Origin of the sequence: Azospirillum oryzae, assembly GCF_900177515.1 — a bacterium.
Taxonomy (GTDB): Bacteria; Pseudomonadota; Alphaproteobacteria; order Azospirillales; family Azospirillaceae; genus Azospirillum; species Azospirillum oryzae_A.
In genome coordinates this window covers 592,390-614,599 of sequence record NZ_FXAK01000001.1, presented here as the reverse complement: position 1 = coordinate 614,599, position 22,210 = coordinate 592,390, and the positions used below count along the sequence as shown (strand labels likewise).

At 67.8% G+C, this 22,210-nt stretch carries 24 protein-coding genes and 1 pseudogene; 20 read left to right on the top strand and 5 right to left on the bottom strand.

Going from position 1 to position 22,210, the window contains the following annotated elements; all coding sequences use genetic code 11:
- Nucleotide 1 precedes the first annotated feature (1 nt).
- Nucleotides 2–685 carry a LuxR C-terminal-related transcriptional regulator gene (locus B9N97_RS02905; RefSeq protein ID WP_085083094.1) on the bottom strand — a complete coding sequence of 228 codons (684 nt, stop codon included), beginning with the start codon at nt 683–685 and terminating at the stop codon, nt 2–4.
- A 177-nt stretch (nt 686–862) separates the two neighbouring features.
- Here B9N97_RS02905 and B9N97_RS02900 point away from each other — a divergent pair, with 177 nt between their 5' ends.
- Entirely contained in the window at nt 863–1,960 is a 1,098-nt protein-coding gene (locus tag B9N97_RS02900; protein ID WP_167393173.1) for a TRAP transporter substrate-binding protein, read from the top strand.
- A 49-nt stretch (nt 1,961–2,009) separates the two neighbouring features.
- On the top strand, nt 2,010–2,576 hold the full coding sequence (locus B9N97_RS02895; protein WP_085083090.1) for a sigma-70 family RNA polymerase sigma factor: 567 nt from the start codon (nt 2,010–2,012) through the stop codon (nt 2,574–2,576).
- A 22-nt stretch (nt 2,577–2,598) separates the two neighbouring features.
- Here the strand turns inward: B9N97_RS02895 and B9N97_RS02890 are convergent, their stop codons facing one another.
- From B9N97_RS02890 to B9N97_RS02880, 3 genes are all read right to left on the bottom strand, one after another.
- Entirely contained in the window at nt 2,599–3,900 is a 1,302-nt protein-coding gene (locus B9N97_RS02890) for a DUF2254 domain-containing protein (protein WP_085083326.1), read from the bottom strand.
- A gap of 5 nt (nt 3,901–3,905) precedes the next feature.
- The gene (locus B9N97_RS02885; RefSeq protein WP_085083088.1) at nt 3,906–4,244 is read right to left on the bottom strand and encodes a PDZ domain-containing protein; all 339 of its coding nucleotides are present in this window, start codon (nt 4,242–4,244) and stop codon (nt 3,906–3,908) included.
- A gap of 155 nt (nt 4,245–4,399) precedes the next feature.
- Nucleotides 4,400–4,819, bottom strand: coding sequence for a hypothetical protein (locus tag B9N97_RS02880; protein ID WP_085083086.1), 420 nt, complete (start codon nt 4,817–4,819; stop codon nt 4,400–4,402).
- Between the two features lie 188 nt (nt 4,820–5,007).
- Here B9N97_RS02880 and B9N97_RS02875 point away from each other — a divergent pair, with 188 nt between their 5' ends.
- Nucleotides 5,008–5,526 carry a DUF421 domain-containing protein gene (locus tag B9N97_RS02875; RefSeq protein ID WP_085083084.1) on the top strand — a complete coding sequence of 173 codons (519 nt, stop codon included), beginning with the start codon at nt 5,008–5,010 and terminating at the stop codon, nt 5,524–5,526.
- A gap of 36 nt (nt 5,527–5,562) precedes the next feature.
- Here B9N97_RS02875 and selD read toward each other — a convergent pair whose 3' ends face one another.
- On the bottom strand, nt 5,563–6,657 hold the full coding sequence (selD, locus tag B9N97_RS02870) for a selenide, water dikinase SelD (protein ID WP_085083082.1): 1,095 nt from the start codon (nt 6,655–6,657) through the stop codon (nt 5,563–5,565).
- Between the two features lie 369 nt (nt 6,658–7,026).
- Here selD and B9N97_RS02865 point away from each other — a divergent pair, with 369 nt between their 5' ends.
- The 17 genes and pseudogenes from B9N97_RS02865 to B9N97_RS02790 all read left to right on the top strand — a co-directional run bounded on the left by B9N97_RS02865 (nt 7,027) and on the right by B9N97_RS02790 (nt 22,205).
- Nucleotides 7,027–7,689, top strand: a complete 663-nt coding sequence (locus tag B9N97_RS02865) for a twin-arginine translocation signal domain-containing protein (RefSeq protein WP_085083080.1) — start codon at nt 7,027–7,029, stop codon at nt 7,687–7,689.
- 14 nt (nt 7,690–7,703) lie between these two features.
- Nucleotides 7,704–8,357 (top strand): cytochrome c3 family protein, encoded by a 654-nt coding sequence (locus tag B9N97_RS02860; protein ID WP_085083078.1) that lies wholly within the window; start codon nt 7,704–7,706, stop codon nt 8,355–8,357.
- A complete protein-coding gene (locus B9N97_RS02855; protein ID WP_085083076.1) occupies nt 8,354–11,341 on the top strand; it encodes a TAT-variant-translocated molybdopterin oxidoreductase in 2,988 nt (995 codons plus the stop codon). The genes B9N97_RS02860 and B9N97_RS02855 overlap by 4 nt, the downstream gene beginning before the upstream one ends.
- A gap of 43 nt (nt 11,342–11,384) precedes the next feature.
- Nucleotides 11,385–12,719: an NrfD/PsrC family molybdoenzyme membrane anchor subunit gene (gene nrfD, locus B9N97_RS02850; protein ID WP_208621122.1), complete on the top strand. Its 1,335-nt coding sequence runs from the start codon at nt 11,385–11,387 to the stop codon at nt 12,717–12,719.
- Nucleotides 12,716–13,267, top strand: a complete 552-nt coding sequence (locus tag B9N97_RS02845) for a DUF3341 domain-containing protein (RefSeq protein WP_085083075.1) — start codon at nt 12,716–12,718, stop codon at nt 13,265–13,267. The genes nrfD and B9N97_RS02845 overlap by 4 nt, the downstream gene beginning before the upstream one ends.
- The gene (locus tag B9N97_RS02840; protein ID WP_085083073.1) at nt 13,264–13,797 is read left to right on the top strand and encodes a c-type cytochrome; all 534 of its coding nucleotides are present in this window, start codon (nt 13,264–13,266) and stop codon (nt 13,795–13,797) included. The genes B9N97_RS02845 and B9N97_RS02840 overlap by 4 nt, the downstream gene beginning before the upstream one ends.
- The gene (locus B9N97_RS02835; protein ID WP_085083071.1) at nt 13,794–14,888 is read left to right on the top strand and encodes a hypothetical protein; all 1,095 of its coding nucleotides are present in this window, start codon (nt 13,794–13,796) and stop codon (nt 14,886–14,888) included. Before B9N97_RS02840 ends, B9N97_RS02835 begins: the two co-directional genes overlap by 4 nt.
- Entirely contained in the window at nt 14,881–15,360 is a 480-nt protein-coding gene (locus B9N97_RS34695; RefSeq protein WP_143266323.1) for a hypothetical protein, read from the top strand. The genes B9N97_RS02835 and B9N97_RS34695 overlap by 8 nt, the downstream gene beginning before the upstream one ends.
- The gene (locus B9N97_RS02825) at nt 15,357–16,169 is read left to right on the top strand and encodes an SCO family protein (RefSeq protein ID WP_085083069.1); all 813 of its coding nucleotides are present in this window, start codon (nt 15,357–15,359) and stop codon (nt 16,167–16,169) included. Before B9N97_RS34695 ends, B9N97_RS02825 begins: the two co-directional genes overlap by 4 nt.
- Nucleotides 16,170–16,186: 17 nt before the next feature.
- Nucleotides 16,187–17,164 carry a cytochrome c oxidase subunit II gene (gene coxB, locus B9N97_RS02820; protein WP_085083320.1) on the top strand — a complete coding sequence of 326 codons (978 nt, stop codon included), beginning with the start codon at nt 16,187–16,189 and terminating at the stop codon, nt 17,162–17,164.
- Nucleotides 17,161–18,804, top strand: coding sequence for a cytochrome c oxidase subunit I (gene ctaD, locus B9N97_RS02815; RefSeq protein ID WP_085083067.1), 1,644 nt, complete (start codon nt 17,161–17,163; stop codon nt 18,802–18,804). The genes coxB and ctaD overlap by 4 nt, the downstream gene beginning before the upstream one ends.
- Nucleotides 18,797–19,453, top strand: a complete 657-nt coding sequence (locus B9N97_RS02810; protein ID WP_085083065.1) for a cytochrome c oxidase subunit 3 family protein — start codon at nt 18,797–18,799, stop codon at nt 19,451–19,453. The genes ctaD and B9N97_RS02810 overlap by 8 nt, the downstream gene beginning before the upstream one ends.
- Nucleotides 19,450–19,782 carry a cytochrome C oxidase subunit IV family protein gene (locus B9N97_RS02805; protein WP_085083063.1) on the top strand — a complete coding sequence of 111 codons (333 nt, stop codon included), beginning with the start codon at nt 19,450–19,452 and terminating at the stop codon, nt 19,780–19,782. The genes B9N97_RS02810 and B9N97_RS02805 overlap by 4 nt, the downstream gene beginning before the upstream one ends.
- Nucleotides 19,783–19,807: 25 nt before the next feature.
- The gene (locus B9N97_RS02800; RefSeq protein ID WP_085083061.1) at nt 19,808–20,281 is read left to right on the top strand and encodes a hypothetical protein; all 474 of its coding nucleotides are present in this window, start codon (nt 19,808–19,810) and stop codon (nt 20,279–20,281) included.
- Entirely contained in the window at nt 20,278–20,643 is a 366-nt protein-coding gene (locus tag B9N97_RS36935; protein ID WP_432264180.1) for a hypothetical protein, read from the top strand. The genes B9N97_RS02800 and B9N97_RS36935 overlap by 4 nt, the downstream gene beginning before the upstream one ends.
- A pseudogene (gene selA / locus B9N97_RS36930) lies at nt 20,525–21,699 on the top strand (L-seryl-tRNA(Sec) selenium transferase). Before B9N97_RS36935 ends, selA begins: the two are co-directional and overlap by 119 nt.
- Nucleotides 21,696–22,205, top strand: coding sequence for a GTP-binding protein (locus B9N97_RS02790; RefSeq protein ID WP_244560517.1), 510 nt, complete (start codon nt 21,696–21,698; stop codon nt 22,203–22,205). Before selA ends, B9N97_RS02790 begins: the two are co-directional and overlap by 4 nt.
- Nucleotides 22,206–22,210 lie beyond the last annotated feature (5 nt).

Sequence of the window (22,210 nt, the reverse complement as noted above, 5' to 3'; positions counted from 1 at the left end):
CTCAGCCGGCCTGCCGCTCTTCCGCCGCGCGGCGGATCAGCTCCTGCGGGGCGTCGGCGTCTTCGGCCAACTGGCGGACCAGGATCACCGCTTGGGTCCGGCTGGTGACGCCGAGCTTCTGCAGGATCGCCGAGACATGCGCCTTCACCGTGCCTTCGGACACGCCCAACTCATAGGCGATCTGCTTGTTCACCAACCCGTCGTTCAGCATCATCAGGACCCGGACCTGCTGCGGCGTCAGGCTGGCGATGCGGGCAGCCGCATCCTCTTCCCTGCCGGCACAGTCCGGCTCCTGCAGCGCCGGCCGCCACAATTCACCCGCCAGCAGGGCCTGCAGCGCTTCGCCCAGCATGTCGGAAGGGGCGGATTTCGGGATGTAGCCGCAGGCGCCGGCCCCCAACGCGCGGCGGATCACCCGCGGCTCCTCGTTGGCGGAGATCACCGCGATGGGCAGGGCGGGAAAGCGGCTGCACAGATAGACCAGACCGGCGAAGCCCTGCATCCCCGGCATGTTCAGGTCGAGAAGGAGAAGATCGGCGTCCGGACTTCCCTCCAGCGCCGCCGCCGCCGCATCCAGCGTCCCGGCCTCGACGATCTCGGCCTCTGGCAGCGCGCGGGCGATGGCGAGACGCATGGCATCGCGGAACATGGGATGATCGTCGGCGACGACGATATGGGTGGGCATGATCGGGTCCTGTCTGCTTCGCCGCTAAACCAAAGTCACATGGAAGTCACGAGGGGGAGGGCATAGCTTTCTGAACGAGTGAGAAACACTTCGCGCCGCCGGAAACCGCACAGCGCCGATGGGCTAATGCGGAGGACCAGTCCTCGGGCGGTGTCGACAGAGACGGAAGCAGGACCGATGAAGCGGCGCAACCTCCTGACGGCTATGGGCCTCGGGCTGGGCGGAGCCGTGCTCGCCACCCCGGCGATCGCACAAGGGCCGCCTCAGATCCGATGGCCGCTGGCCGCGACCTTTCCGAGGGAGCTGGACATCCTGAACGGCGGGGTGGAGGTCCTCGTCCGCCGGATCGCCGGGCTGACCGGAAACCGGTTCGTCATCGACCGTGACCCCTCTTTGCGGCCGAAGACGGACCAGCCGATGCTCGACTTCGTCGGCAGCGGCGGCGCGCCGATCGGACTGGGCGCCAGCTATCAGGCGATGGACCGCGAACCGGCGCTGGTCTTCGACACCTCGGTCCCCTTCGGATTGAACGCACGGCAGCAGAATGCCTGGATGTACCAGGGCGGCGGACTGGCGCTGATGCGCGAGCTGCTGGCCGACCACGATGTGATCCCTTTCCCGGTCGGCAATACCGGTTCGCAGTTGGGAGGCTGGTTCCGCCGGGAAATCCGCGCCGCACAGGATCTGAACGGGCTGAGGTTCCGCGTGTCCGGCATGGCCGCCGACGTGCTTCGCCGCCTGGGCGCCCAGCCGCAGCGGACCGGCTATACCGGGCTGCGCACCGCACTGGAGGACAAGACGCTCGACGCCGCGGCCTGGGCCGGCCCGCATGACGATCTGCGTCTCGGCCTGCACAAGGCGGCACCCTATTGCTACTATCCCGGCTTCCTGGAGGGGAATGCGCAGCTGTCCTGCTACGTCAATCGCCAGGCCTGGGACCGGCTACCGCCGGAGTACCGGGAGGCGGTGGAGGTCGCCTGCGCCGAAGCGAACCTCTGGATCACCGCAAGGTACGACGCCCTCAACCCCGCCGCCCTGAAGCAGCTGACGGCCGAAGGGGCGATCCTTCGTCCCTTTCCGCTGGAAATCTTGCGAGCCGCTCACCGGGCCACCGAGGAGCAGCTGGAAGCATTGGCCTCTGCGAGCAGCCGCTTCCGCAAAATCTACGCCTCATGGAAGCCGTTCTGCGACGCCCAGCATCTGTGGTTCCGCATCGCCGAGAACAGCTTCGACCGATCCGCCTCCCTGCAGCCGCCGGAAACCTCCCGGAACTAGGGGCGAAATCAGGGAGACCACCCCCCCTGCGCCAACCCAAAAGGAGCGCATGATGACCTATGACTTCCACCGGGACCTGATCCGGTCCATGCCAGCGATGGAGCGCTTCGCGCGCAGCCTGACCCGCAACCCCGCCGAGGCCGACGACCTCGTCCAGGACTGCATGGAACGTGCGCTCCGCCACCGCGAAAAGTTCGAGCAGGGCACGAAACTGGAAGCCTGGCTCTGCACCATCCTGAAGAACGTCCATTACAGCAAATGGACCCGCAAACGCCGCTTTAGCGAAGTGGAGGTGCTGGATGGCGAAATGGCCAGCGGACCATCGCAGGATCATCAGGTGCTGCTGCGGGAGGTGGCGGCGGCCATCGACGGGCTTTCGGAAGAGCATCAGCGGCTGATCCGCATCGTCGCCGTCGATGGCGACAGCTATCTCGAAGCCGCCGACGAGCTGGGGGTATCGGTCGGCACCGTCCGGTCCCGCCTGTCCCGCGCCCGCAACCGGCTGCGGACCGACTGCGAGACGCCGCGCCGTCCACCCCTGGCCCGGCACACCGGACTGCCGATGTCCGCCCGTTCGGCCGGCTATTCCGAGATAGCCCGGCGAACGGCCGGTTAGACTGGTTCCGGGCCGAGACCCTTCAGACGGCGGTCCGGTCCGACAGGCTGTCCCGCGCGCTGCGGCAGCGGAAGCGCAACGCCTCGCGGTCACGATCGAGGAAGTCGCTCCGCTCGCCCGCGGCCTCGATCAGGGCGATCTGCGCCAGCAGCGGCTGCCGGCGCGGCTCATCAATCACATAGGGCGCCAGCGCCTCAAGGGCTTCCGCCACGCGGATAAGGACGCCCGGCATGGTGGCACCCGCCTGCCGGATCTGATCGAAGGCCGCCCGCACCAGCCCGTCATGGTCCGTCACATTGCGGACCACCCGCAAATCGCCCTTGCCATCGCAAAGCACCGGCACCTGCAGCGGCCGTTCGAAGATGCGGGACAGCGCCGAGGACAGCATGTCGATGACGGTCAGCGCGGTGTAGACATCGTTGATCCCCGGCGACAGCGCCCGCAATGCCATTTCCACCAGCTGCCGGATGCCGTATTCGAGATCCTGGGTCGGAGTCCGCTCGGTCCCAACGATGAAGGCCTCCCGGATGGAGCGGCGGAACGCCTCGTCACAGACCTCCGGCGGATGCACGGCAAGGTGACGGCCACGGACAAGGGCGAAATGCCCAGGCCGGAGGTCGAGCCACAGAACCGCGTCGGCCTTGCAGGCCTTGTGCACGAGAACGTCGAAGTCGACCGCCTGGACGTAGCCGTCCTCGCCCAGCCCGAACCACGCCGCATCCTCCGGCACCGGCGGCGGCGTTTTTCCCGCGTCCGCATCCTCCGGCAGCAGCAGATCGATAGAAGCGCGCAATTGGCGCGACACGTCGCGCACGGCGTTGTCGTACATGATCGACCGCGCCAGCTTGTGCACGAAGAACAGCAGCACGAACAGGCATAAGGCCGAAAGCGCGGTGCCGACGGTGATCGCGAAATGAGGTATCGCGTTGTCCGACGGAGCGCCGATGCTGCGGAAGACCACCAGCAGATAGAGAATCGTCGCGACGAACAGCCCCAGCACCGACTGGGTCTGCGGATCGCTGATGAAGTTGCGCACCAGACGGGGACCGAGCTGCCCGGCGGCCAGTGTCAGAACCACGACCGTGATGGAGACCACCAGCGAGGTCATCGTGATGATGCCCGACAACAGGGCGCCCATCAGTTGGCGGGCGCTTTCGGGATCGCCGCTGTAGACCAGCCACAGCTCGGCCGCTCCGTCGGGCAGCACCGGCCCACTGATGACGAGAAGAACCGCCAGTGCCACCGCCGCGATGCTCATCAGCAGCGGCACGAACCACAGGCTCTCGCGCAGAAACATCCAGTAAAGACGCAGGCGGCCCTTCAATCCAATCACCCCAGCGGAAGCGGAACGAACAGCGACTGGCCATCCCGCCGCCGCAGAAGGATAACATGGTCCTTCCCCGACTTGCGGGCCTGATCGACGACATTTGCCACGTCACCGGGATTACCCACTGTCTGCTGCCCCGCCCGGATAATGACGTCGACCGGCTCGAAATCGGCCTTTGCCGCCGGACTGTCCGGAGAAACCTCCACCACCGTGGCACCACTCACGTCGCTGTCGAGCGAAAACTCCTTGCGCAGTTCGGGCGTGATTGGCGCCAGCGTCACCGGCTTGCCGTCGCGCTGGACGACGCGGGCGATATCGCCGGGCTTGGTCTGCGCCATCATCCGCGTCAGCTTATGCGGGCCGGCGACCTGCTTGCCGTACTGATCCTAAATTCGAGCGCGGCGGCGATATCCGGCGTGACCTCATTGCTGCGGACATGTGGATGGGGCGGGGAGACGCCTGTCCCCCCGCGGTTCACGGCAAAGCGGACGGCGCCTTACTGCTTGGTGGCGCCGCTGCCGGTGCTGGTGCTGCCCGTGCTGCTGTTGCCCGAACCGGTATTGCCGGTGGTGGAGGTTCCGGACTGGCCGCCGGTCGTCGCACTGCCGGAGCTGGACGACGAGCTGCCGGACATCTGCGACGGCGGATTGATGGTCATGAACACCTGATTGCCGTCCTGGGTCTGCGCCTGGACCAGATAGGCGGCGTCGATGATCGTCACGTTCTTGAAGCCGGCCTGCTCCAGCTGCTTGCGGAGCTTGTCCTGGGTCATCGCCTGGATCTGCGAATGGGTCTGGGTGGCCGCGGTGCTGCCGCTCTTCTGTCCGCTCTGCTGGCCGGTGGAGGACTGCGCGAAGGCCGGCGTGCCGGCGGTCAGAGCGAGGCCGATGACGGGAATGAGCATTGCGATACGCATGGCATGTCCTTTTGTGTTTGCGTTTCCTGCAGGGCGTGCCTGCGTAGGGCCAACTCCCGCAGCCGGATCTGCTCCCGCCTCTCAGCGCCGCGCATTGGTGTAGGACTGCCTATTTTTGCGGCGGAGCCGGAATCCGGAACTCGTGGTCGCCGGAGGGGTTGGCGGGTCAACGGATGAAAGGACCGACGATGTTCTTCGACAGTTGGGCCGGACTCGGTCGGGTGCTGGTGGTCGGCGTGCTCGCCTATGCGTCGCTCATTCTTCTGCTGCGGATTTCGGGGAAACGGACCCTGACCAAGATGAACGCCTTCGATCTGGTGGTGACGGTGGCGCTCGGCTCGACGCTCGCCACCGTGCTGCTCAGCAAGTCGGTGGCGCTGGCCGAAGGCGTGCTGGCGCTGGCGCTGCTGATCCTGCTGCAATACGTGATCACCTGGGCGTCGGTGCGCTCACCGCGCTTCCAGGCAATCATCAAGGCGCAGCCGACCTTGCTCGTCTACCGGGGAGAGTTCCTGCCAAACGCTCTGAAGCAGCAGCGCGTCACGCGGGAGGAGGTGATGGCCGTCCTGCGCGCCCAGGGGCGCAAGCGGCTGGACGGCGTGCTGGCCGTCGTGCTGGAAACCGACGGCTCCTTCAGTGTCGTGCCGGGGTCGGAAGAGGGAACGGACCCCGATCCGCCGACGCTCGAAGCAGTCGGTCGTCTTTGACGGAGGCGGGTTGTTCAGCCAGGTCCGCCTCGCCGATCAGGCGACGCGGACCTCCGCCGGGCCGTCCGCCAGCCGTCCGATGATGCGGACATCCTCATGGCCGTGCCGGCGGAAGACGGCCAGAACCTCCTCCACCTGCCTGGTGGCGCAGGCGACCAGCAGACCGCCGCTGGTCTGCGGATCGGTCATCAGCTTGCGCCGGAGGTCAGACTCCTCATCCGCCCAGCCGGTGGGCAGGCACACCTCCGCACCATAGCTCGCCCAGTTGCGGGTAGAGGCCCCGGTCGTATGGCCGGCCCGCGCGAGATCGAGCGTGTCGGGAAAGAAGGGCAGATCGGCGAAGCGGATCTCCGCCGACAGGCCGACCCCGCGGCAAATCTCCAACAGATGGCCGAGCAGGCCGAACCCGGTCACGTCGGTGACGGCATGCACCCCGTCCAGCGCTACGAGATCGACACCGGGTGTGTTCAGCCGCGTCGTGCTGTCGATCATCCGGCCATAGGCCTCCTTCCCCAGCACGCCCTTCTTCAGCGCCGCGCTATAGACGCCGATGCCGAGCGGCTTGCCCAACACCAGCAGATCGCCCGGCCGCGCGCTGCTGTTGCGCAGCACACGGTCGGGATGGACCAGCCCCAGTGCCACCAAGCCGTAGATCGGTTCGCGAGAATCGATGGAATGCCCGCCGGCAACCGGGACGCCCACGGCGGCGGAGGCGGACTGCCCGCCTTCCAGAACGCAGCGGATGGCGTCGGGCGGCAGGATGTCGATGGGCATCCCGACGATCGCCAGCGCCAGGATCGGCCGGCCGCCCATGGCGTAGATGTCCGACAGCGCGTTGGTCGCGGCGATGCGGCCGAAGTCGAAGGGATCGTCGACGATGGGCATGAAAAAATCGGTGGTCGCCACCAGCGCCTGATCGTCGTTCAGGCGATAGACCGCGGCGTCGTCGGCGGTGGAGGCATCGACGATCAGCTCCGGCGGCATGATCTGACCCGGCAGGGTGGCGAGCAGCCCTTGCAGAACGCCGGGCGCGATCTTGCAGCCGCATCCGCCGCCATGGGCGAGCGAGGTCAGGCGCGGCCCGTCCGACGGGCCGGTGCCGGCGAGGGCCGGTGACGCGGATGCGGTCATGTCTCGTCCTTCAGCGCACGGGCTTCAATGCATGGAAGGTGCGGGCTCTGCCGTCCGGGTTCGGAAGGTCATCACGGAGATCGGGATCGGGCAACTGATCTGTCGGTGGGGGGCCCGACGGGTCTCTACGTCGAAAGCGGATAGGCCCCCGATGAAGAGGTGTTCCAATGGCTTGGCCGCATCGCGCCGGATGCTCGGAGCAGTCGGGCTAGCCCGACCGAAGCCATGGAACCGGATCGCGAATGGGTGACTTGTAGCGGATGAACGTCACCCCGATGCCGTTCCCCCACCTCCGTCCTTCGCCCCGGTGAAGTCCACGCCCGGTCAAGTCCGCACATTGCCGGGCCGGAAAGTCAGGGAGACGCAGCCATGGATCGACGCCGCTTCCTCAAAGCGGCCGCAGCCGCCGGACTGGTCGCTGCCGCAGCGCCGACACGCATTGCGCAAGCCGCCACCGAGGGCGGCGGCAATCCGGCGGCAGGCGGCCGTCCCTGGCGACGCTTCGAGATCCGCCACGGCATCGAACTGGCCGGGAACGGCGGGAACGGGGGCTCGGCGCGGCTCTTGGTGCCGGTGGCGCAGACCGCCGGCGATTACCAGCGGGCGCACGCTCCCTCCTGGTCCTCTACCGCCGACCGGACGGCCCTGCTGCATGAACCCGTCCATGGCGCCGGGATGCTGCGCGCCGACTGGGACGGCGCGGGTCCGCATACTGTCGAACCGGTGCAGATCGTGGAAACGCGCGACCGGCTACCCGGCGACCGGGAGGCACAGGCCGCCGACCCGGCCGAGTTGCGGCTTTACCACCAGCCGACGCCGAGCATGCCGACCGACGGGATCGTGCGGGAAACGGCGTTGCGCATCGTCGCGGGGATCGACGCGCCGGAAGCGCGGCTGCGGGCCATCTACGACTGGGTGGTCGACAACAGCTTCCTGATGTATCCCTATGTGGTCACCGCCGGCGTGGAGCCGGACTGTCTCGATCCGGCGACCTTCCGCTACGGCATCACCGCGCGGGAACTGCCGGCGTGACGGGGGGCTGAGACGTGCCGGGAGTCTTCAGCCCCACCGCCAACATCGCGACGAAGCTGGTGCTCTACACGCTGCTGGCCGGACTGGTCACGCTGGTCGGCGGCGCGTGGTTCTTCCCCAGCACCACCTATGCGACACGGCAGGGCATCGTGCAGCCGCAGCCGGTGCCCTTCAGCCACGAGCACCATGTTGGCGGTCTGGGGCTGGACTGCCGCTACTGCCACACCTCGGTGGAGGAGTCGCCCACCGCCGGGCTGCCGCCGACCCACACCTGCATGACCTGCCATTCGCAGATCTGGACCAACGCGGATCTGCTGGCCCCGGTTCGCCAGAGCCTCGCCACTGGCAAGCCGATCCGCTGGAACCGCGTCAACACGCTGCCCGACTACGTCTTTTTCAACCACAGCATCCATGTCGCCAAGGGCGTGGCCTGCACCACCTGCCATGGGCCGGTGGACACCATGCCCCTGACCTGGAAGGGAGCGAGCCTGCAGATGAGCTGGTGCCTGGACTGCCACCGCGATCCTGCCCCGAACCTGCGCCCGAAGGAGGAGGTCTTCGACACCGACTGGAAACGCACCGCGGCGACGCCGTCCGGCGAGCAGCTGATGGCGCGCTACCACATCCATCCGGAAACGCTGTCCGACTGCTCGGTGTGCCACCGATGACGGCCGGCAAGGAATTGGGGCGGGAGGAACTGGCCCGGCAGATCGGCGACCGGCTGGCCGGACGAAGCGGCCGGGCGCTGTGGCGCAGCCTGGACGAACTGTCGCGCGAGCCGGCCGTGCTGGAGATGCTGCGTGCTGAATTCCCCGGCCTGCCCGACCTTGCGGAGGCGCGCGTCGGCCGGCGCCGGCTGCTGGAGCTGATGGGCGCCTCCTTCGCGCTGGCCGGCCTGTCGGGCTGCGGTCCCGGCGAGGAGGTGGACCAGGCAATCCCCTATGTAACCACGCCGCTGGGTCTGGTGCCCGGCGTGGCCCGCCATTTCGCCACCGCGGTCACGCGCGGCGGCTATGCCGACGGCGTCCTGACCATCCACCAGATGGGGCGGCCGGTGCAGCTGGAGGGCAATCCGGAGCATCCCGCCAGCCTGGGCGCCCTCGATCCGATCATCCAGGCGAACATCCTCGACCTCTACGATCCCGACCGCTCGCGCACCGTGCTGACCTCCGGCCGGGCGGCCAGCGCCAACGGGATGGTCAAGGCGCTGGTCGACCGCCTGCCCACCCTGGCCGGGCGCGGTGGCGAGGGGCTGCGGCTTCTGACCGGCACCGTCACCTCACCCACGCTGACCGCGCAGATCGCCGCGTTGAAGCAGCGCTTCCCGGCGATGCAATGGCACCGCTGGGAAGCCGACGGGCGCGACGCGGTGCGGGCCGGGGCGACGATGGCCTTCGGCCGGCCGGTGGACACGGTGCTGCATCTCGACCGCGCCAAGACGATCCTGGCGGTGGAGAGCGACTTCCTCGACAGCGCGCCCGGACATCTGCGCTACGCCCGCGACTTCGCCCGCCGCCGCCGCGCGGCCGAAGAGGGGCGGCCGGAGGAGATGAGCCGCCTCTATGCGGTGGAAAGCATGCCGACCCTGGCCGGCGCCCGCGCCGACCATCGCTTCGTGGCCCGCCCGGACGAGGTGGAGGCGGTGGTGCGCGCGCTTGCCGCCGAACTCGGCAGTGGGCCGGCGGACTGGCGCCAGGGCGCCCCTGGCTGGCTCGGCGCCGTCGCCCGCGACCTGTCCGCCAGCCGGGGCGCGGCGCTGGTCCATGCCGGGCCTACGCAGCCGCCTGCCGTCCACGCGCTGGTCCATGCCATCAACAGTGCGCTGGGCGCGCCCGGCCAGACGGTGACCTACATCGAACCGGTGGAGGCCGATCCGGTCGGCCATGGCGGTTCGCTCAAGGGGCTGGTTGCCGACATGGCGGACGGGCGGGTCGATACGCTGCTGATCCTGGGCATCAACCCGGCCTTCACCGCGCCCGCCGATCTCGATTTCGCCGGGGCGTTGGGAAAGGTGCCGTTTTCCATCCATCTCGGCACCGACGTCAACGAAACCGCCATTCTCTGCACATGGCATGTGCCGGAAGCCCATGAGCTTGAACGCTGGGGCGACGCCCGCGCCTTCGACGGTACCGTCACAATCCAGCAGCCGCAGATCAGGCCCTTGTGGGGCGGCTGGTCGCCGCACGAGCTTCTGGCGGTCTTCGACGGAGAGACGCGGCCCGATGGCCATGCCATCCTCCGCGCCGCCTGGATGGAAAACTTCCAGGGCAAAGGCGACCCGGAACGGCTGTGGGCCGACGCCCTGCGCATCGGCGTGGTGCCGGACAGCGCCGCCGCGCCGGCGTCCGCATTGCCTGTTTCCGATCTGGCGAGCAAGTTGCCGCCGGCCACCGCAAGGCCGGATGGCGGCACGCTGACTGCCCTGTTCCGGCCCGACCCGTGGCTGCGCGACGGCCGTTACGCCAATCTCGGCTGGCTGCAGGAGTTGCCGCGCCCCTTCACCACCCTGACCTGGGACAACGCCGTACTGATGGCGCCGGCGACCGCGGAGCGGCTGGGCCTGCAGAACGAGGATGTGGTGGAGGTGCGTACCGCCGCTGGATCTCTCCGCGCGCCGGTCTGGCGGGTGACCGGCCACGCCCCGGACTGCGTCACCCTGCCCTTCGGTTTCGGCCGCAAAATGGTGGGCCGGGTCGGGCACGGCGTCGGCTTCGATGCCTTCCGGCTGCGGCCGCTCGACCATCTCTGGCAATTGCCGGGGGTGGAACTGCGCAAAACCGGGGAGACCTATCGCCTTGCCGCCACGCAGCACCACCAGCTGATCGACTCCCCCGACCTGGTCCGGCAAGCCACGCTGGACGAGTTCCGCCGGAATCCCGATTTCGCCCAACGCAAGGAGCCGGAACACTCGCTCTATCCCGATTACGAGTATCCGCGCAACGCCTGGGGCATGGCGATCAATCTCAACTCCTGCATCGGCTGCAGCGCCTGCACCGCTGCCTGCCAGGGGGAGAACAACATCGCCGTGGTCGGCAAGGAGCAGGTGTTGCGGAACCGCCAACTGCACTGGATCCGCATCGACACCTGGTACGAGGGCGAGGCGGAGGCGCCGGAGCAGACCTTTTTCCAGCCGATGCCTTGCATGCATTGCGAAAACGCGCCCTGCGAGGTGGTCTGCCCGGTCGGCGCGACCATGCATGACGCCGACGGGCTGAACGTGATGGTCTACAACCGCTGCGTCGGCACCCGCTTCTGCTCCAACAACTGTCCCTACAAGGTCCGGCGCTTCAACTATTTCAACTATTCGGCAGACGACAACCGGCTGTCGCAATCCTGGAACCCCGATGTCTCCGTCCGGGCGCGCGGCGTCATGGAGAAATGCACCTATTGCATCCAGCGCATCCGCAACGCCCGCATCACCGCCGACCGCGAAAGCCGGCCGATCCGCGACGGCGAGGTGAAGACCGCCTGCCAGCAGGCCTGCCCGGCCGAGGCCATCGTCTTCGGCGACCTGAACGACAAGGACAGCGCGGTCAACCGCCGCAAGGCGAGCCCGCTCGACTACGGCGTGCTGACCGAGCTGAACACCAAGCCGCGCACCACATACGAGGCGCGGCTGCGCAACCCCAACCCCGAAATCCAGGAGGTGTAAGGCGGTGGGCGCATCTCCCGAACCCAGGCAGGAGCTGAACAGGGTGGTCGAACCGGGTGTGACCGCCCTGTCGGTGACCGTGCATGTCAGCGACCTCGTGCTGGAACGCCGCACGCCCATGTGGTGGTGGATCGGCTTCGGGCTGTCGGTCGGGCTGCTCGGCCTGTTCGTGGTGGCGCTCGGCTGGCTGTTCATCCGCGGCGTCGGCATCTGGGGCATCGATTGGCCGGTCGCCTGGGGGTTCGCCATCGGCAACTATGTCTGGTGGGTCGGCATGGCGAGCGGCGGGACGCTGATCTCCGCGCTGTTCTTCCTGACCCGGTCGGAGTGGCGCAGCGCCACCAGCCGCCTCGCCGAGACGATGACTGTGTTCTGCGTCGCCTGCGCCGGGATCATGCCGGTCATCCATCTCGGGCGATGGTGGTATTTTTACTGGCTGTTCCCCTATCCCAACACGATGGCGCTGTGGCCGCAGTTCCGCAGCCCGCTGCACTGGGATTTCGTCGCCATCCTGGTCTATGTCGCCGGATCGGTGCTGTTCTGGTATGTCGGGCTTCTCCCCGATCTCGCCACCCTGCGCGACCGGGCGCGGCGGCGCTGGCAGCGGGTGCTGTACGGGCTGCTGGCGCTGGGCTGGCAGGGATCGTCGCTGCACTGGCGCCAATTCAAGATCCTGTATGGCCTGTTCGCGGCCTTGATGGCGCCGCTGGTCTGTTCCATCCACAGCATCGTCGGGCTGGATTTTGCCGGCGGCCTGACGCCGGGATGGCACGAGACGCAGTTCCCGCCCTATTTCGTCTTCGGCGCCGCGCTGTCCGGCTTCGCCGTGGTGCTGATGCTTGTCATCCCGCTACGCAGGGCGCTGGATCTCACCGGCGTCATCACGCTGCGCCACGTCGACGTGCTGGCGCGGCTGATGCTGACCACCAGCCTGCTGCTCTCCTACTGCTATCTGATGGAGGTGTTCATGCCCTTCTACCGGGGGGAGGAGCACGAAATCACGGTGGTGATGTCGGAACTGGGCGGCTATTACGCGCCCTGGTACTGGGCGAAGATCATCCTGAACGGCGTTGTGCCGCAATTGCTGTGGATCCGGCCGCTGCGGCTGAACCGCCCGGTGCTGTTCCTGGTGGCGCTGTGCGTGGTGGTCGGCATGTGGATCGAACGCTACGTCATCGTCGTCGGCGGCCTGCACCGGAACTACACGGAATCGAGCTGGTTCGTCTTCATGCCGACCTTCTGGGATTGGGCGACGCTGGCCGGCTCGGTCGGGCTGTTCCTGACCGGCTTCTTCATGGCGCTGCGCTTCATCCCGATCGTATCGATGTTCGAACTGCGCGAACTCCTCCACAAGAAGAAGACGGAGGGCGGGCGATGAGCGCACATCGCGGCACCGGCCACACAGTCCGCGGCACGCTGGCCGCTTTCGACAGCCCCGACGCGATGCTGGAAGCACTGCGGCACCTGCGGCAGGAAGGCTTCACACGGTTGGAGGTCTACAGTCCCTATGCGGTGGAGGAGGTGGACGACCTGCTGGGCCGAAAGCCGCAGGCGCTGCCGCTGATCGTCGTCGCGGCGGGCGTGCTGGGAGCCGTCGGCGGGTTCTTCCTGCAATATTGGGGAATGGTGCTGAGCTATCCCCTGAACATCGGCGGACGGCCGCTGAACAGCTGGCCGGCCTTCAGCACAACGACCTTCGAATTGGCGGCGCTGGCCATCCTGCTGATTGGCTTCCTGGCCTTCTGCACGATCTGCCGGCTGCCGCGCCTCTACGATCCCATCTTCGATGCGCCCGGTTTCGAGCAGGCCTCGCAGGACCGTTTCCTGATCTGGATCGCGGAGCGGGAGGGGCGCGACGACACCGAACTGCTGCGACGGCTGCTGCCCCATGGCGAAGGCGTGCACATCGACGAGGTGCCGGCATGAGCCGCCTGCTTCCCATAGCCCTTCTGTTGGGTGCGGCTGCTCTGCTGGGGGCCTGCGACAACATGGCAAAGCAGCCGAGCGACAAGACCTGGACGCCCGCCGAAGCCAACCCGGCCAATGCCGACCCCGGCAACCGGGCGTGGCCGCCGGAGCCGGAGCCCAACACGGTCGCGCGCGAGGATCGGTCACAACCGCCCCCGCCGCTGACGCCGGCCCTGCTGGCCCGCGGCAAGGAGCGCTACGAGATCTACTGCACCCCCTGCCACGGCTATCTCGGCGACGGAGACGGCATGATCGTCCGGCGCGGCTTCCCGCATCCGCCCTCCTTCCACAGCGAGGTGTTGCGCAACGCACCGACGCGGCATTTCTACGATGTCGCCACCAACGGCTGGGGGGCGATGTATTCCTATGCCGACCGCGTCGCGCCCGACGACCGCTGGGCCATCGCCGCCTATATTCGGGCGCTGCAGACCAGCCAGAATACCGCCGCAGCCGAGTTGCCGGACGATGTGCGGGGGAAGTTGCGATGAGCCGGCGCCCGCTTTCCGCCGCCGTCGGCGCGGCTCTGGCCGGCGGTGCGGTCTGCGCCATCGGCGCGCTGGTCGACCCGCAGGCCGTGCTGCGCGGCTGGCTGGCGTCCTTCGCCTTCTGGATCGGGCTGCCTCTGGGCGCCATGATGCTGCTGTTCGCCCATGACCTGACCGGCGGACGCTGGGGAGCGGCCGCGGTGCCGCCGCTGCGCGCCATGGTCGCCGTTCTGCCGCTGGCGCTCCTGCTTCTGGTGCCGGTGCTGTTCCTTCTGCCGGAGCTGTATCCCTGGGCACGGACGGCGGTGGCCGTGCATCTGAAGAATCGCTTCTACCTGAACGCACCCTTCTTCTACGGGCGGACGGCTGTCTATGCCGTGGTCTGGCTCGGGCTGGCCCTGGTGGCGCTGTTGTGCTCGGGACGGGGCCGCAGCAACCCGCTGGCGGCACCGGGGCTGATCCTGCTGGGGCTGACCGTCACCTTCGCGTCCTTCGACTGGTTCATGTCGGTCGAGCCTGAGTGGGGATCCAGCATCTACGGGATGATGATCGTCAGCGGCCAGCTGCTGGGCGCCCTGGCGCTGGCGACGCTGGCGGCGATCCTGGGCGGACGGACGGACACCGGGCAGCGGCGCGATCTGGGCAGCCTGCTGATCGCCGCCATCCTGCTGTGGTTCTACCTGTCCTTCATGCAGTTCCTGATCGTCTGGCAGGAGAATCTGCCGCACGAGATCCCCTGGTACGTCGCGCGCCTGTCCGGCGGCTGGGGCTGGGTCGCGGTGCTGGGCGCGCTGGCACAGGGGGCGCTGCCCTTCGCCGCCCTGATCTGGTGGCCGGTGAAGCGCAGCCGGGGCGGGTTGGCCGCCGTCTGCCTGCTGCTGCTGGCGGCGCATCTGCTGGAATGCTGGTGGCTGATCATGCCTGGACTGGAGGGCGGCTTCAGCTGGTTCGCGCCTGCAGCGACGTTTGCGATGGGTGGCGCCGGAATGGCGGTGTTCCTTTGGCGCCTCGGCGCCGACCGGCGGCATTCCGGCCGGAGCGAACAGACCACCCGGACCGCCGGCCTGATGGCGGAGGGGATCCGCCATGGATAAGGCCACGCGCATCAATCGGACCGGCATCGCCGGGACCGCGGCGGCGCTGCTGCTCGGCTGGGCGCGGCTGGGGCGCGGCCGTTCGCCGAAGCGGCCGGACCAGGAGGGCCGCAATCCCGACACGCGCTTCGAAAAGCGGGACACGCCGCCCTGGCTGTTCGTCCTGCTCGGCGCACTGGCGGCCGGCCTGATCGGGACGGTCGTGGTCTCGCTGATGCTGATCTTCCCCGATGCTACCGCCGACCGGAACCGTGGCCTGACGACGCCGATGCCGGAACCACGCCTGCAGACCGATCCGCCCGCAGACTTCAAGCGCTACAAGGCGGACTCCCTGGAGCGGTTGACCGGCTACGGCTGGGCCGACCGGGAGCGCGGCATCGCCCACATTCCCATCGACGAGGCGATGCGCCGCGTCGCCGAGCACGGCATTTCCGACTGGCCGGTTGACGCAAGGCAGGAGGGGCAGCGATGAGACGGCTCGCCATCGCCGCCCTGATCGGCCTTCTGCTGGCACTGCCCATGACAGGCGCACACGCCTCGCCGACGGCCCTGCTGCCGTCCGGCTTCAAGGACTTCGCCTTCGACCAGCATCCGGGGGTGCAGTTGCCGCGCGACGTCCGGCTGCGCGACGAGGCCGGCAATGCCGTCACCACCGCAACTCTGTTCGATGCGGGCAAGCCACTGGTTCTGGTCTTTGACTATTTCCGCTGCACGACGCTGTGCGGCGTGGTTCTGGGCGATCTGGCGGCGGCCCTCAAACACGTGCCGCTCACGCCCAGCAAGGACTACGCGGTGATGGCGGTCAGCATCGATCCCAACGACAGCCCGGCCGACGCCGCAGCGATGAAGGCGCGGCATTTCGAACGCGACCCGGCACTGGCCGCCGCCATCCATCCGCTGGTCACCGATCCGGCCGGCAATAGCCGGGAGGTCCGCCGCCTCGCCACCGCCGCCGGCTTCACTTACAAGCTGGACGAGGCCACCGGACAGTATGCGCATCCCGCCGGGGTGGTGCTGGTGTCGCCGGGCGGGACGGTGTCCCGCTACATACTGGGGATCGGCTACGATCCCACCGACCTGCGGCTCGGGCTGGTCGATGCCTCCAAGGGCACGGTCGGTTCGGTGGCCGACCATCTGCTGCTGCTCTGCTACGGCTACGATCCGGCGCAGGGCAAATACAATTCGCAGGTGGGCCGTCTGATGCAGGCGACCGGCGCCGTCTCGGTCCTGGGCGTCGGGCTGCTGGTGTGGCGGGCCACCCGCCGGCCGGGGAAGGGGTGAGCACGGCCATGGGAAGCATGCAACTCCTCCCCCCCACCGCGTCGGCCCATGCCGCCGACATGGATTGGCTGTTCGCCGCCCTGGTCGGCACCAGCGCCTTCATCCTGCTGCTGGTCTTCGGGCTGATGATCCTCTTCTGCGTCCGCTACCGGAAAAGCAGCAAGGTGGAGCGCGGCGACCGGCTCGGCCGCACCTGGAGGGTTGAGACCGCCTGGACGGTCGCCACCTTCGTCGCCTTCCTCGGCCTCTATTTCTGGGGGGCGGACCTTTATGTCGGCATCCACAGCCCGCCCAAGGACGCCACCGACATCTATGTCGTCGGCAAGCAGTGGATGTGGAAGATCGAGCATCCCGGCGGCCAGCGCGAGATCGACACGCTGCATGTCCCGGTCGGCAAGCCGGTGCGGCTGGTGCTGACCTCGCAGGACGTGATCCACGACTTCGCCATCCCCGCCTTCCGGGTCCGCCAGGACGCGCTGCCCGGCCGGTACGAGACGCTGTGGTTCACCCCGACGAAGGTCGGCGAATACCGCCTGTTCTGCGCGGAGCTCTGCGGCACTTGGCATGCCCGGATGGGCGGCAGCGTCGTCGTCATGGAGCCGTCCGACTTCCAGCGCTGGCTGGACAGCCAGGACCCCGGCCCCAGTCTCGCGCAGGAGGGGGAGGCGCTGTTCCGCAGCTATGGCTGCAGCGGCTGCCACGGCACCGCCAGCACCGTCCACGCGCCGAAGCTGGAGGGGCTGTTCAGCCGCCCGGTGCCGCTGCAGGACGGCCGCACCGTCGTCGCCGACGACCGCTACATCCGCGATTCGATCCTGAAGCCGAAGTCGGAGATCGCCGCCGGCTATCCGCCGGTCATGCCCTCCTTCGCCGGTCAGATCGGCGAGGACGACCTGCTGAAGCTGGTCGCCTACATCAAATCGCTGGCCGACAGGACGGCTGAAAACTCCCAAACCGGCCGCAAAGCCGGCAGCGCGGAAAGGCCCACCCAATGACCACCGCGACCGTGACCGGAAAGTCCGACGAACCCGTCGTCGCCACCAAAAACTACCTGACGGAGGAAGGCGTCACCCTGCGCTCCTGGCTGCTGACCAAGGACCACAAGCGGATCGCCATCCTCTATACCCTGTCGATCACCTTCTTCTTCTTCGTCGGCGGGCTGGCGGCGACGCTGATCCGGCTGAATCTGGTGACGCCAGCCGGCATCTTCACGCCGGACATCTACAACCGGCTGTTCACGCTGCACGGCATCGTGATGGTCTGGTTCTTCCTGATCCCGTCGATCCCCAACACCATGGGCAATTTTCTGATCCCGCTGATGATCGGCGCCAAGGATCTGGCCTTCCCGCGCCTGAACCTGCTGAGCTGGTATCTTTATGTCGGAGCCGGCTTCCTGGCGCTGTTCGCCATCCTGATCGGCGGGGTCGACACCGGCTGGACCTTCTACACGCCCTTCTCCTCGCTCTATTCCAACGGCTATGTCGTGTTGGCGCTGGCCGCCGTGTTCGCCGTCGGCTTCTCCTCCATCCTGACCGGGCTGAACTTCATCGTCACAACCCACCGGATGCGGGCGCCGGGGATGACATGGTACCGGCTGCCGGTGTTCGTCTGGTCGAACTACGCCACCTCCGTCATCATGGTGCTGGCGACGCCGGTGCTGGCGATCACCCTGATGCTGGTGGCGGTGGAACGGCTGCTGCGGGTCGGCATCTTCGACCCGGCGCTGGGCGGCGATCCGCTGCTGTTCCAGCACCTGTTCTGGTTCTACTCCCACCCCGCGGTCTACATCATGATCCTGCCGGGCTTCGGCGTAATCAGCGAGATCGTGCCCTGCTTCGCCCGCAAGCCGCTGTTCGGCTACAAGTTCGTGGTGTGGTCCAGCATCACCATCGCGATCGTCGGCTTCTTCGTGTGGGCGCACCACATGTTCGTCGCCGGCATCTCGCTCTATGCCGGGCTGGTTTTTTCGCTGCTCAGCTACGTCATCGCGGTGCCGTCGGCGATCAAGGTGTTCAACTGGACCGCCACGCTGCACAAGGGCTGGATCAGCTTCGACGCGCCGATGCTCTACGCCCTGGGCTTCATCGGGCTTTTCACCATCGGCGGGCTGACCGGGCTGTTCGTCGCCAACCTCGCCTTCGACGTCCATGTCACCGACACTTATTTCGTCGTGGCGCATTTCCACTACATCATGGTCGGCGGCATGGTCAGCGCCTATTTCGGCGGGCTGCATTACTGGTGGCCCAAGGTGACGGGACGGCTTTATCCCGAATGGTGGGCGCGCATCGCAGCGCTGCTGATCTTCTTCGGCTTCAACCTGACCTTCTTCCCGCAATTCATCCTGGGCTATCTGGGGATGGAACGGCGCTACTATTCCTATCCGCCGGAATTCCAGGTCTGGAACATCTTCTCGTCAGCCGGCGCGTCGGTGCTGGCGATCGGCTATGCGCTGCCCTTCTTCTATCTCGGCTGGTCGCTGTTCCGCGGCAAGCGGGCAGGATCCAACCCGTGGGCGGCAACCGGGCTGGAATGGCAGACCTCCTCCCCTCCACCCGCCCACAATTTCGACAAGACGCCCACCGTCACCCGACCGCCCTACCAGTACCGGCCGGAACCGGAGCCGCAGGATGTCTGACGCACCTGTCATCCCACGGCCCGAACCGCAATACGCGACGGCGGAGCAGCAGGCGGAGACCGCGTCCTTCGGCATGTGGGTGTTCCTGGCGACGGAGGTCCTGTTCTTCGGCGGGATGCTGCTGGCCTACACATGGCTGCGCGCCACCTACCCGGATGGCGTGGCGGAGGCCGGGCGTCACACCAAGATCGTCATCGGCTCCGTCAACACGCTGGTGCTGCTGACCAGCAGCTTCACCATGGCCTGGGCCGTCCATGCGGCGGAGCATGGCCGGCGCAAGGCTCTGACCCGGCTCCTGGCGGTCACCGCGTTTCTGGGGCTGCTGTTCCTCGGGCTGAAGGGCTACGAGTACCACAAGGAATGGACCGAGCATCTGGTACCGGGACTGAATTTCCACGAGGACAGCGTGCATGCCCAGACGATCGAGCTGTTCTATTTCCTCTATTTTCTGCTGACGGGCATCCACGGCATCCACGTCACCATCGGCATCGGGCTGATCGCGGTGATGGCAGTTCGGGCGCGGCGCGGCGCCTTCAATTCCCACTATTACACGCCGGTGGAAGTGACGGGGCTGTACTGGCACTTCGTCGACATCGTCTGGATCTTCCTCTACCCGCTGATCTATCTGGTCGGACGGAGCGGACCATGAAGGCACCTCCCCTCCCCCTGCTGTTGACCTGGGCGGCTCTGCTGGCGTTGCTGGCGATGACGCTGGGCCTTGCCTATGTGCCGATGCCGGGGCCGATGAATGTCGTGCTGGCGCTGGGCATCTCGGTGGCGAAGGCGCTTTTGGTGCTGGCACTGTTCATGAAGCTGTTCCGGGCGCCGACGCTGACCCGGGCCGCAGCGGCGGCTGGCCTGTTCTGGCTGGCGATTCTGTTCGCACTGTCGGCCACCGACTATTTGACCCGCAAGGTGGAGCATGTGGGCGACCTGCCAGCCCCCACGGGCAGCGAACACCAGCCGGGCAACCGCTGATCCGACAGAGGAGGAGACAGACGCGATGCATTCGGACGCCACCAGCCGGCTGGTCGATGCCGTGGTCCGCACCCGCCGGGTTCTGGACGCGGCGCGTCGGAACACGACCGACCATTTCGGCGAGGGCTCCCGCGACAGCCGCAAGGTGACGATGCTGAAGGACATCCGCGACCTGCACGACCGCATCATCCGGCCCATCGCCGACTCCCGGCAGCCGATCGTCCGCGAGGTCGGCACGGTGTGGTTCCAGGAGGACATCGACCTCGTGCACGAGATGCCGCGCGCCATCGTCCATTTCACCTCGCTCGACACCGCGGAGGATGCTCCGCGTGCCTATATGACCTTCCATGTGGGAGAGGACGGAACGACATCGGTATCCGAGAATTTCCTGACGCCGGTGAAGACGACCGACGTGCGGACCTGCCGTCTGGACGATCTCGACAGCGAGACCGTCGCCGGGATGATCGACCGGTTCCTGGCCAAGGCGATGCAGGGATGAGCGCCGACCTGACCCTCTCGACATTGCGCAAGCTGCCGCAGGTGCAAAGGCTGATCGACGACGAACGGTCGGCGGCGCTGGTCGCCGCCCACGGACGGACGCCGGTGCTGCAGGCGCTGCGTGCCGAACTGGATGCTCTGCGCACGGCATTGCGCTCCGGCGCCGCTGAGGACGACGCCACAAACCCCGGAAGCCCTCATCGCCGCCGCGGCCGGCCGGCTGGAGCGGGAGGGCGCGCCGGTGCTGCGCCGCGTCGTCAACGCCACCGGAATCGTCCTGCACACCAATCTGGGCCACGCCCCGCTGGCGCCGGAGGCGATGGCCGCCGTCACCGCCGTAGCGGCGGGCTATATGAACCTTGAATACGACCTGGACAGCGGACGGCGCGGTTCGCGCTATCACGGCGTCACCGGCCTGATGTGCGAGCTGACCGGCGCCAAGGCTGCCCTGGTGGTGAACAACAACGCCGCCGCGGTCCTGCTGGCGCTGGCCGCACTGGCCGCGCCGGGGGAGGCGGTGGTCTCGCGTGGCGAATTGGTGGAGATCGGCGGCTCCTTCCGCGTGCCGGACGTGATCGCGCAGAGCGGCGCCCGGCTGGTCGAGGTCGGCACCACCAATAAGACCCGTGCCGCCGATTACGACCGTGCCATCGGCCCAGACACCCGTGTGCTTTTGAAGGTCCATCCAGCAACTACCGCATCCAGGGTTTCACCGCGGCTCCAGCCCGCCGGGATCTGGCGGCTCTGGCCGACGCCAATAGCCTGATCGCGATGGAGGATCTGGGCAGCGGCAGCTTGGTCGACCTCCCCGCCCACGGCCTGCCGGCGGAGCCGACGGTGCAGGAGGCCCTGCGATCCGGGATGCATCTGGTCACCTGCAGCGGCGACAAGCTGCTGGGCGGACCGCAGGCCGGGCTGATCCTCGGCCGCGCCGACCTGATTGCGCGGCTGAAGGCGCATCCCCTACTGCGGGCCCTGCGCACCGACAAGTTGACCCTGGCAGCCCTGGAAGCGACGCTGAAGCTCTATCGCGCGCCGGAACGGGTGGCGGGCAGCGGCCCCGGCCATGTGCCGGTGCTGTCGATGCTTGCCGCTCCTCTGCCGGTCCTGGTGGAGCGGGCGGAACGGCTGTGCGCCATGCTGGCCGAACTACCCGGCCTGTCCACCGACCTGCGCGACGGTGAGGGCTTCGCCGGGGGCGGCACCCTTCCAGAAGCGCCGATTCCCACATGTTTGGTCGCCGTCCACGGCGCGGCGGTGGCAGTTTCCGAACTGGCGCGGCGGCTGCGCACCCATCGCCCGGCCGTGGTCGGCTTCATCCGCGACGACCGGCTGATCTTCGATATGCGCACCGTCGCGGACGGCGAGCTTGCGGACATCGCAGGCGCCTGCCGCGCGGCACTGGCGGCCGGCCCATGAGCACAGCCCCCGGCAGCACCGCCCCCGGCAAGACCATCGTCGTCGGCGTCATCGGCCATGTTGACCACGGCAAGACGGCGCTGGTGGGCACACTGACCGGCGTCGGTACCGACCGGCTGGCGGAGGAGAAGCGACGCGGCATCTCCATCGCGCTCGGCTTCGCCCATCGCACGGCGGCGGCCGGGACATTGGCCTTCATCGACATGCCCGGCCACGAGCGCTTCGTCCGCACCATGATCGCCGGAGCGACCGGCATCGACGCCGCTCTTCTGGTGGTCGCCGCCAACGAAGGCGTCAAGCCGCAGACCATCGAGCATCTCGCCATCGCCCGCCTGATCGGCGTGCGGCGGGGTGTCGTCGCCATTTCCAAATGCGACCTCGTCGGCAAGGCGCAGGCCGCGGCGACCGCCCAGGCGGTTCGCCAACTGCTGGACGGAACGCCGCTTGAGGGGAGCTGGCGGCCGAACGGGTCGCAGCCGCGCTTTCAGGGAAGGCCGACGGGCTGACGCTG

Excerpts from the sequence above, each read along its gene's own strand:
- B9N97_RS02905 (WP_085083094.1), bottom strand. The coding sequence starts at position 685 with ATGCCCACCCATATCGTCGTCGCCGACGATCATCCCATGTTCCGCGAT.
- B9N97_RS02900 (WP_167393173.1), top strand. The coding sequence starts at position 863 with ATGAAGCGGCGCAACCTCCTGACGGCTATGGGCCTCGGGCTGGGCGGA.
- B9N97_RS02895 (WP_085083090.1), top strand. The coding sequence starts at position 2,010 with ATGATGACCTATGACTTCCACCGGGACCTGATCCGGTCCATGCCAGCG.
- B9N97_RS02885 (WP_085083088.1), bottom strand. The coding sequence starts at position 4,244 with ATGATGGCGCAGACCAAGCCCGGCGATATCGCCCGCGTCGTCCAGCGC.
- B9N97_RS02880 (WP_085083086.1), bottom strand. The coding sequence starts at position 4,819 with ATGCGTATCGCAATGCTCATTCCCGTCATCGGCCTCGCTCTGACCGCC.
- B9N97_RS02875 (WP_085083084.1), top strand. The coding sequence starts at position 5,008 with ATGTTCTTCGACAGTTGGGCCGGACTCGGTCGGGTGCTGGTGGTCGGC.
- selD (WP_085083082.1), bottom strand. The coding sequence starts at position 6,657 with ATGACCGCATCCGCGTCACCGGCCCTCGCCGGCACCGGCCCGTCGGAC.
- B9N97_RS02865 (WP_085083080.1), top strand. The coding sequence starts at position 7,027 with ATGGATCGACGCCGCTTCCTCAAAGCGGCCGCAGCCGCCGGACTGGTC.
- B9N97_RS02855 (WP_085083076.1), top strand. The coding sequence starts at position 8,354 with ATGACGGCCGGCAAGGAATTGGGGCGGGAGGAACTGGCCCGGCAGATC.
- B9N97_RS02845 (WP_085083075.1), top strand. The coding sequence starts at position 12,716 with ATGAGCGCACATCGCGGCACCGGCCACACAGTCCGCGGCACGCTGGCC.
- B9N97_RS02840 (WP_085083073.1), top strand. The coding sequence starts at position 13,264 with ATGAGCCGCCTGCTTCCCATAGCCCTTCTGTTGGGTGCGGCTGCTCTG.
- B9N97_RS02835 (WP_085083071.1), top strand. The coding sequence starts at position 13,794 with ATGAGCCGGCGCCCGCTTTCCGCCGCCGTCGGCGCGGCTCTGGCCGGC.
- B9N97_RS34695 (WP_143266323.1), top strand. The coding sequence starts at position 14,881 with ATGGATAAGGCCACGCGCATCAATCGGACCGGCATCGCCGGGACCGCG.
- B9N97_RS02825 (WP_085083069.1), top strand. The coding sequence starts at position 15,357 with ATGAGACGGCTCGCCATCGCCGCCCTGATCGGCCTTCTGCTGGCACTG.
- coxB (WP_085083320.1), top strand. The coding sequence starts at position 16,187 with ATGCAACTCCTCCCCCCCACCGCGTCGGCCCATGCCGCCGACATGGAT.
- ctaD (WP_085083067.1), top strand. The coding sequence starts at position 17,161 with ATGACCACCGCGACCGTGACCGGAAAGTCCGACGAACCCGTCGTCGCC.
- B9N97_RS02810 (WP_085083065.1), top strand. The coding sequence starts at position 18,797 with ATGTCTGACGCACCTGTCATCCCACGGCCCGAACCGCAATACGCGACG.
- B9N97_RS02805 (WP_085083063.1), top strand. The coding sequence starts at position 19,450 with ATGAAGGCACCTCCCCTCCCCCTGCTGTTGACCTGGGCGGCTCTGCTG.
- B9N97_RS02800 (WP_085083061.1), top strand. The coding sequence starts at position 19,808 with ATGCATTCGGACGCCACCAGCCGGCTGGTCGATGCCGTGGTCCGCACC.
- B9N97_RS36935 (WP_432264180.1), top strand. The coding sequence starts at position 20,278 with ATGAGCGCCGACCTGACCCTCTCGACATTGCGCAAGCTGCCGCAGGTG.
- B9N97_RS02790 (WP_244560517.1), top strand. The coding sequence starts at position 21,696 with ATGAGCACAGCCCCCGGCAGCACCGCCCCCGGCAAGACCATCGTCGTC.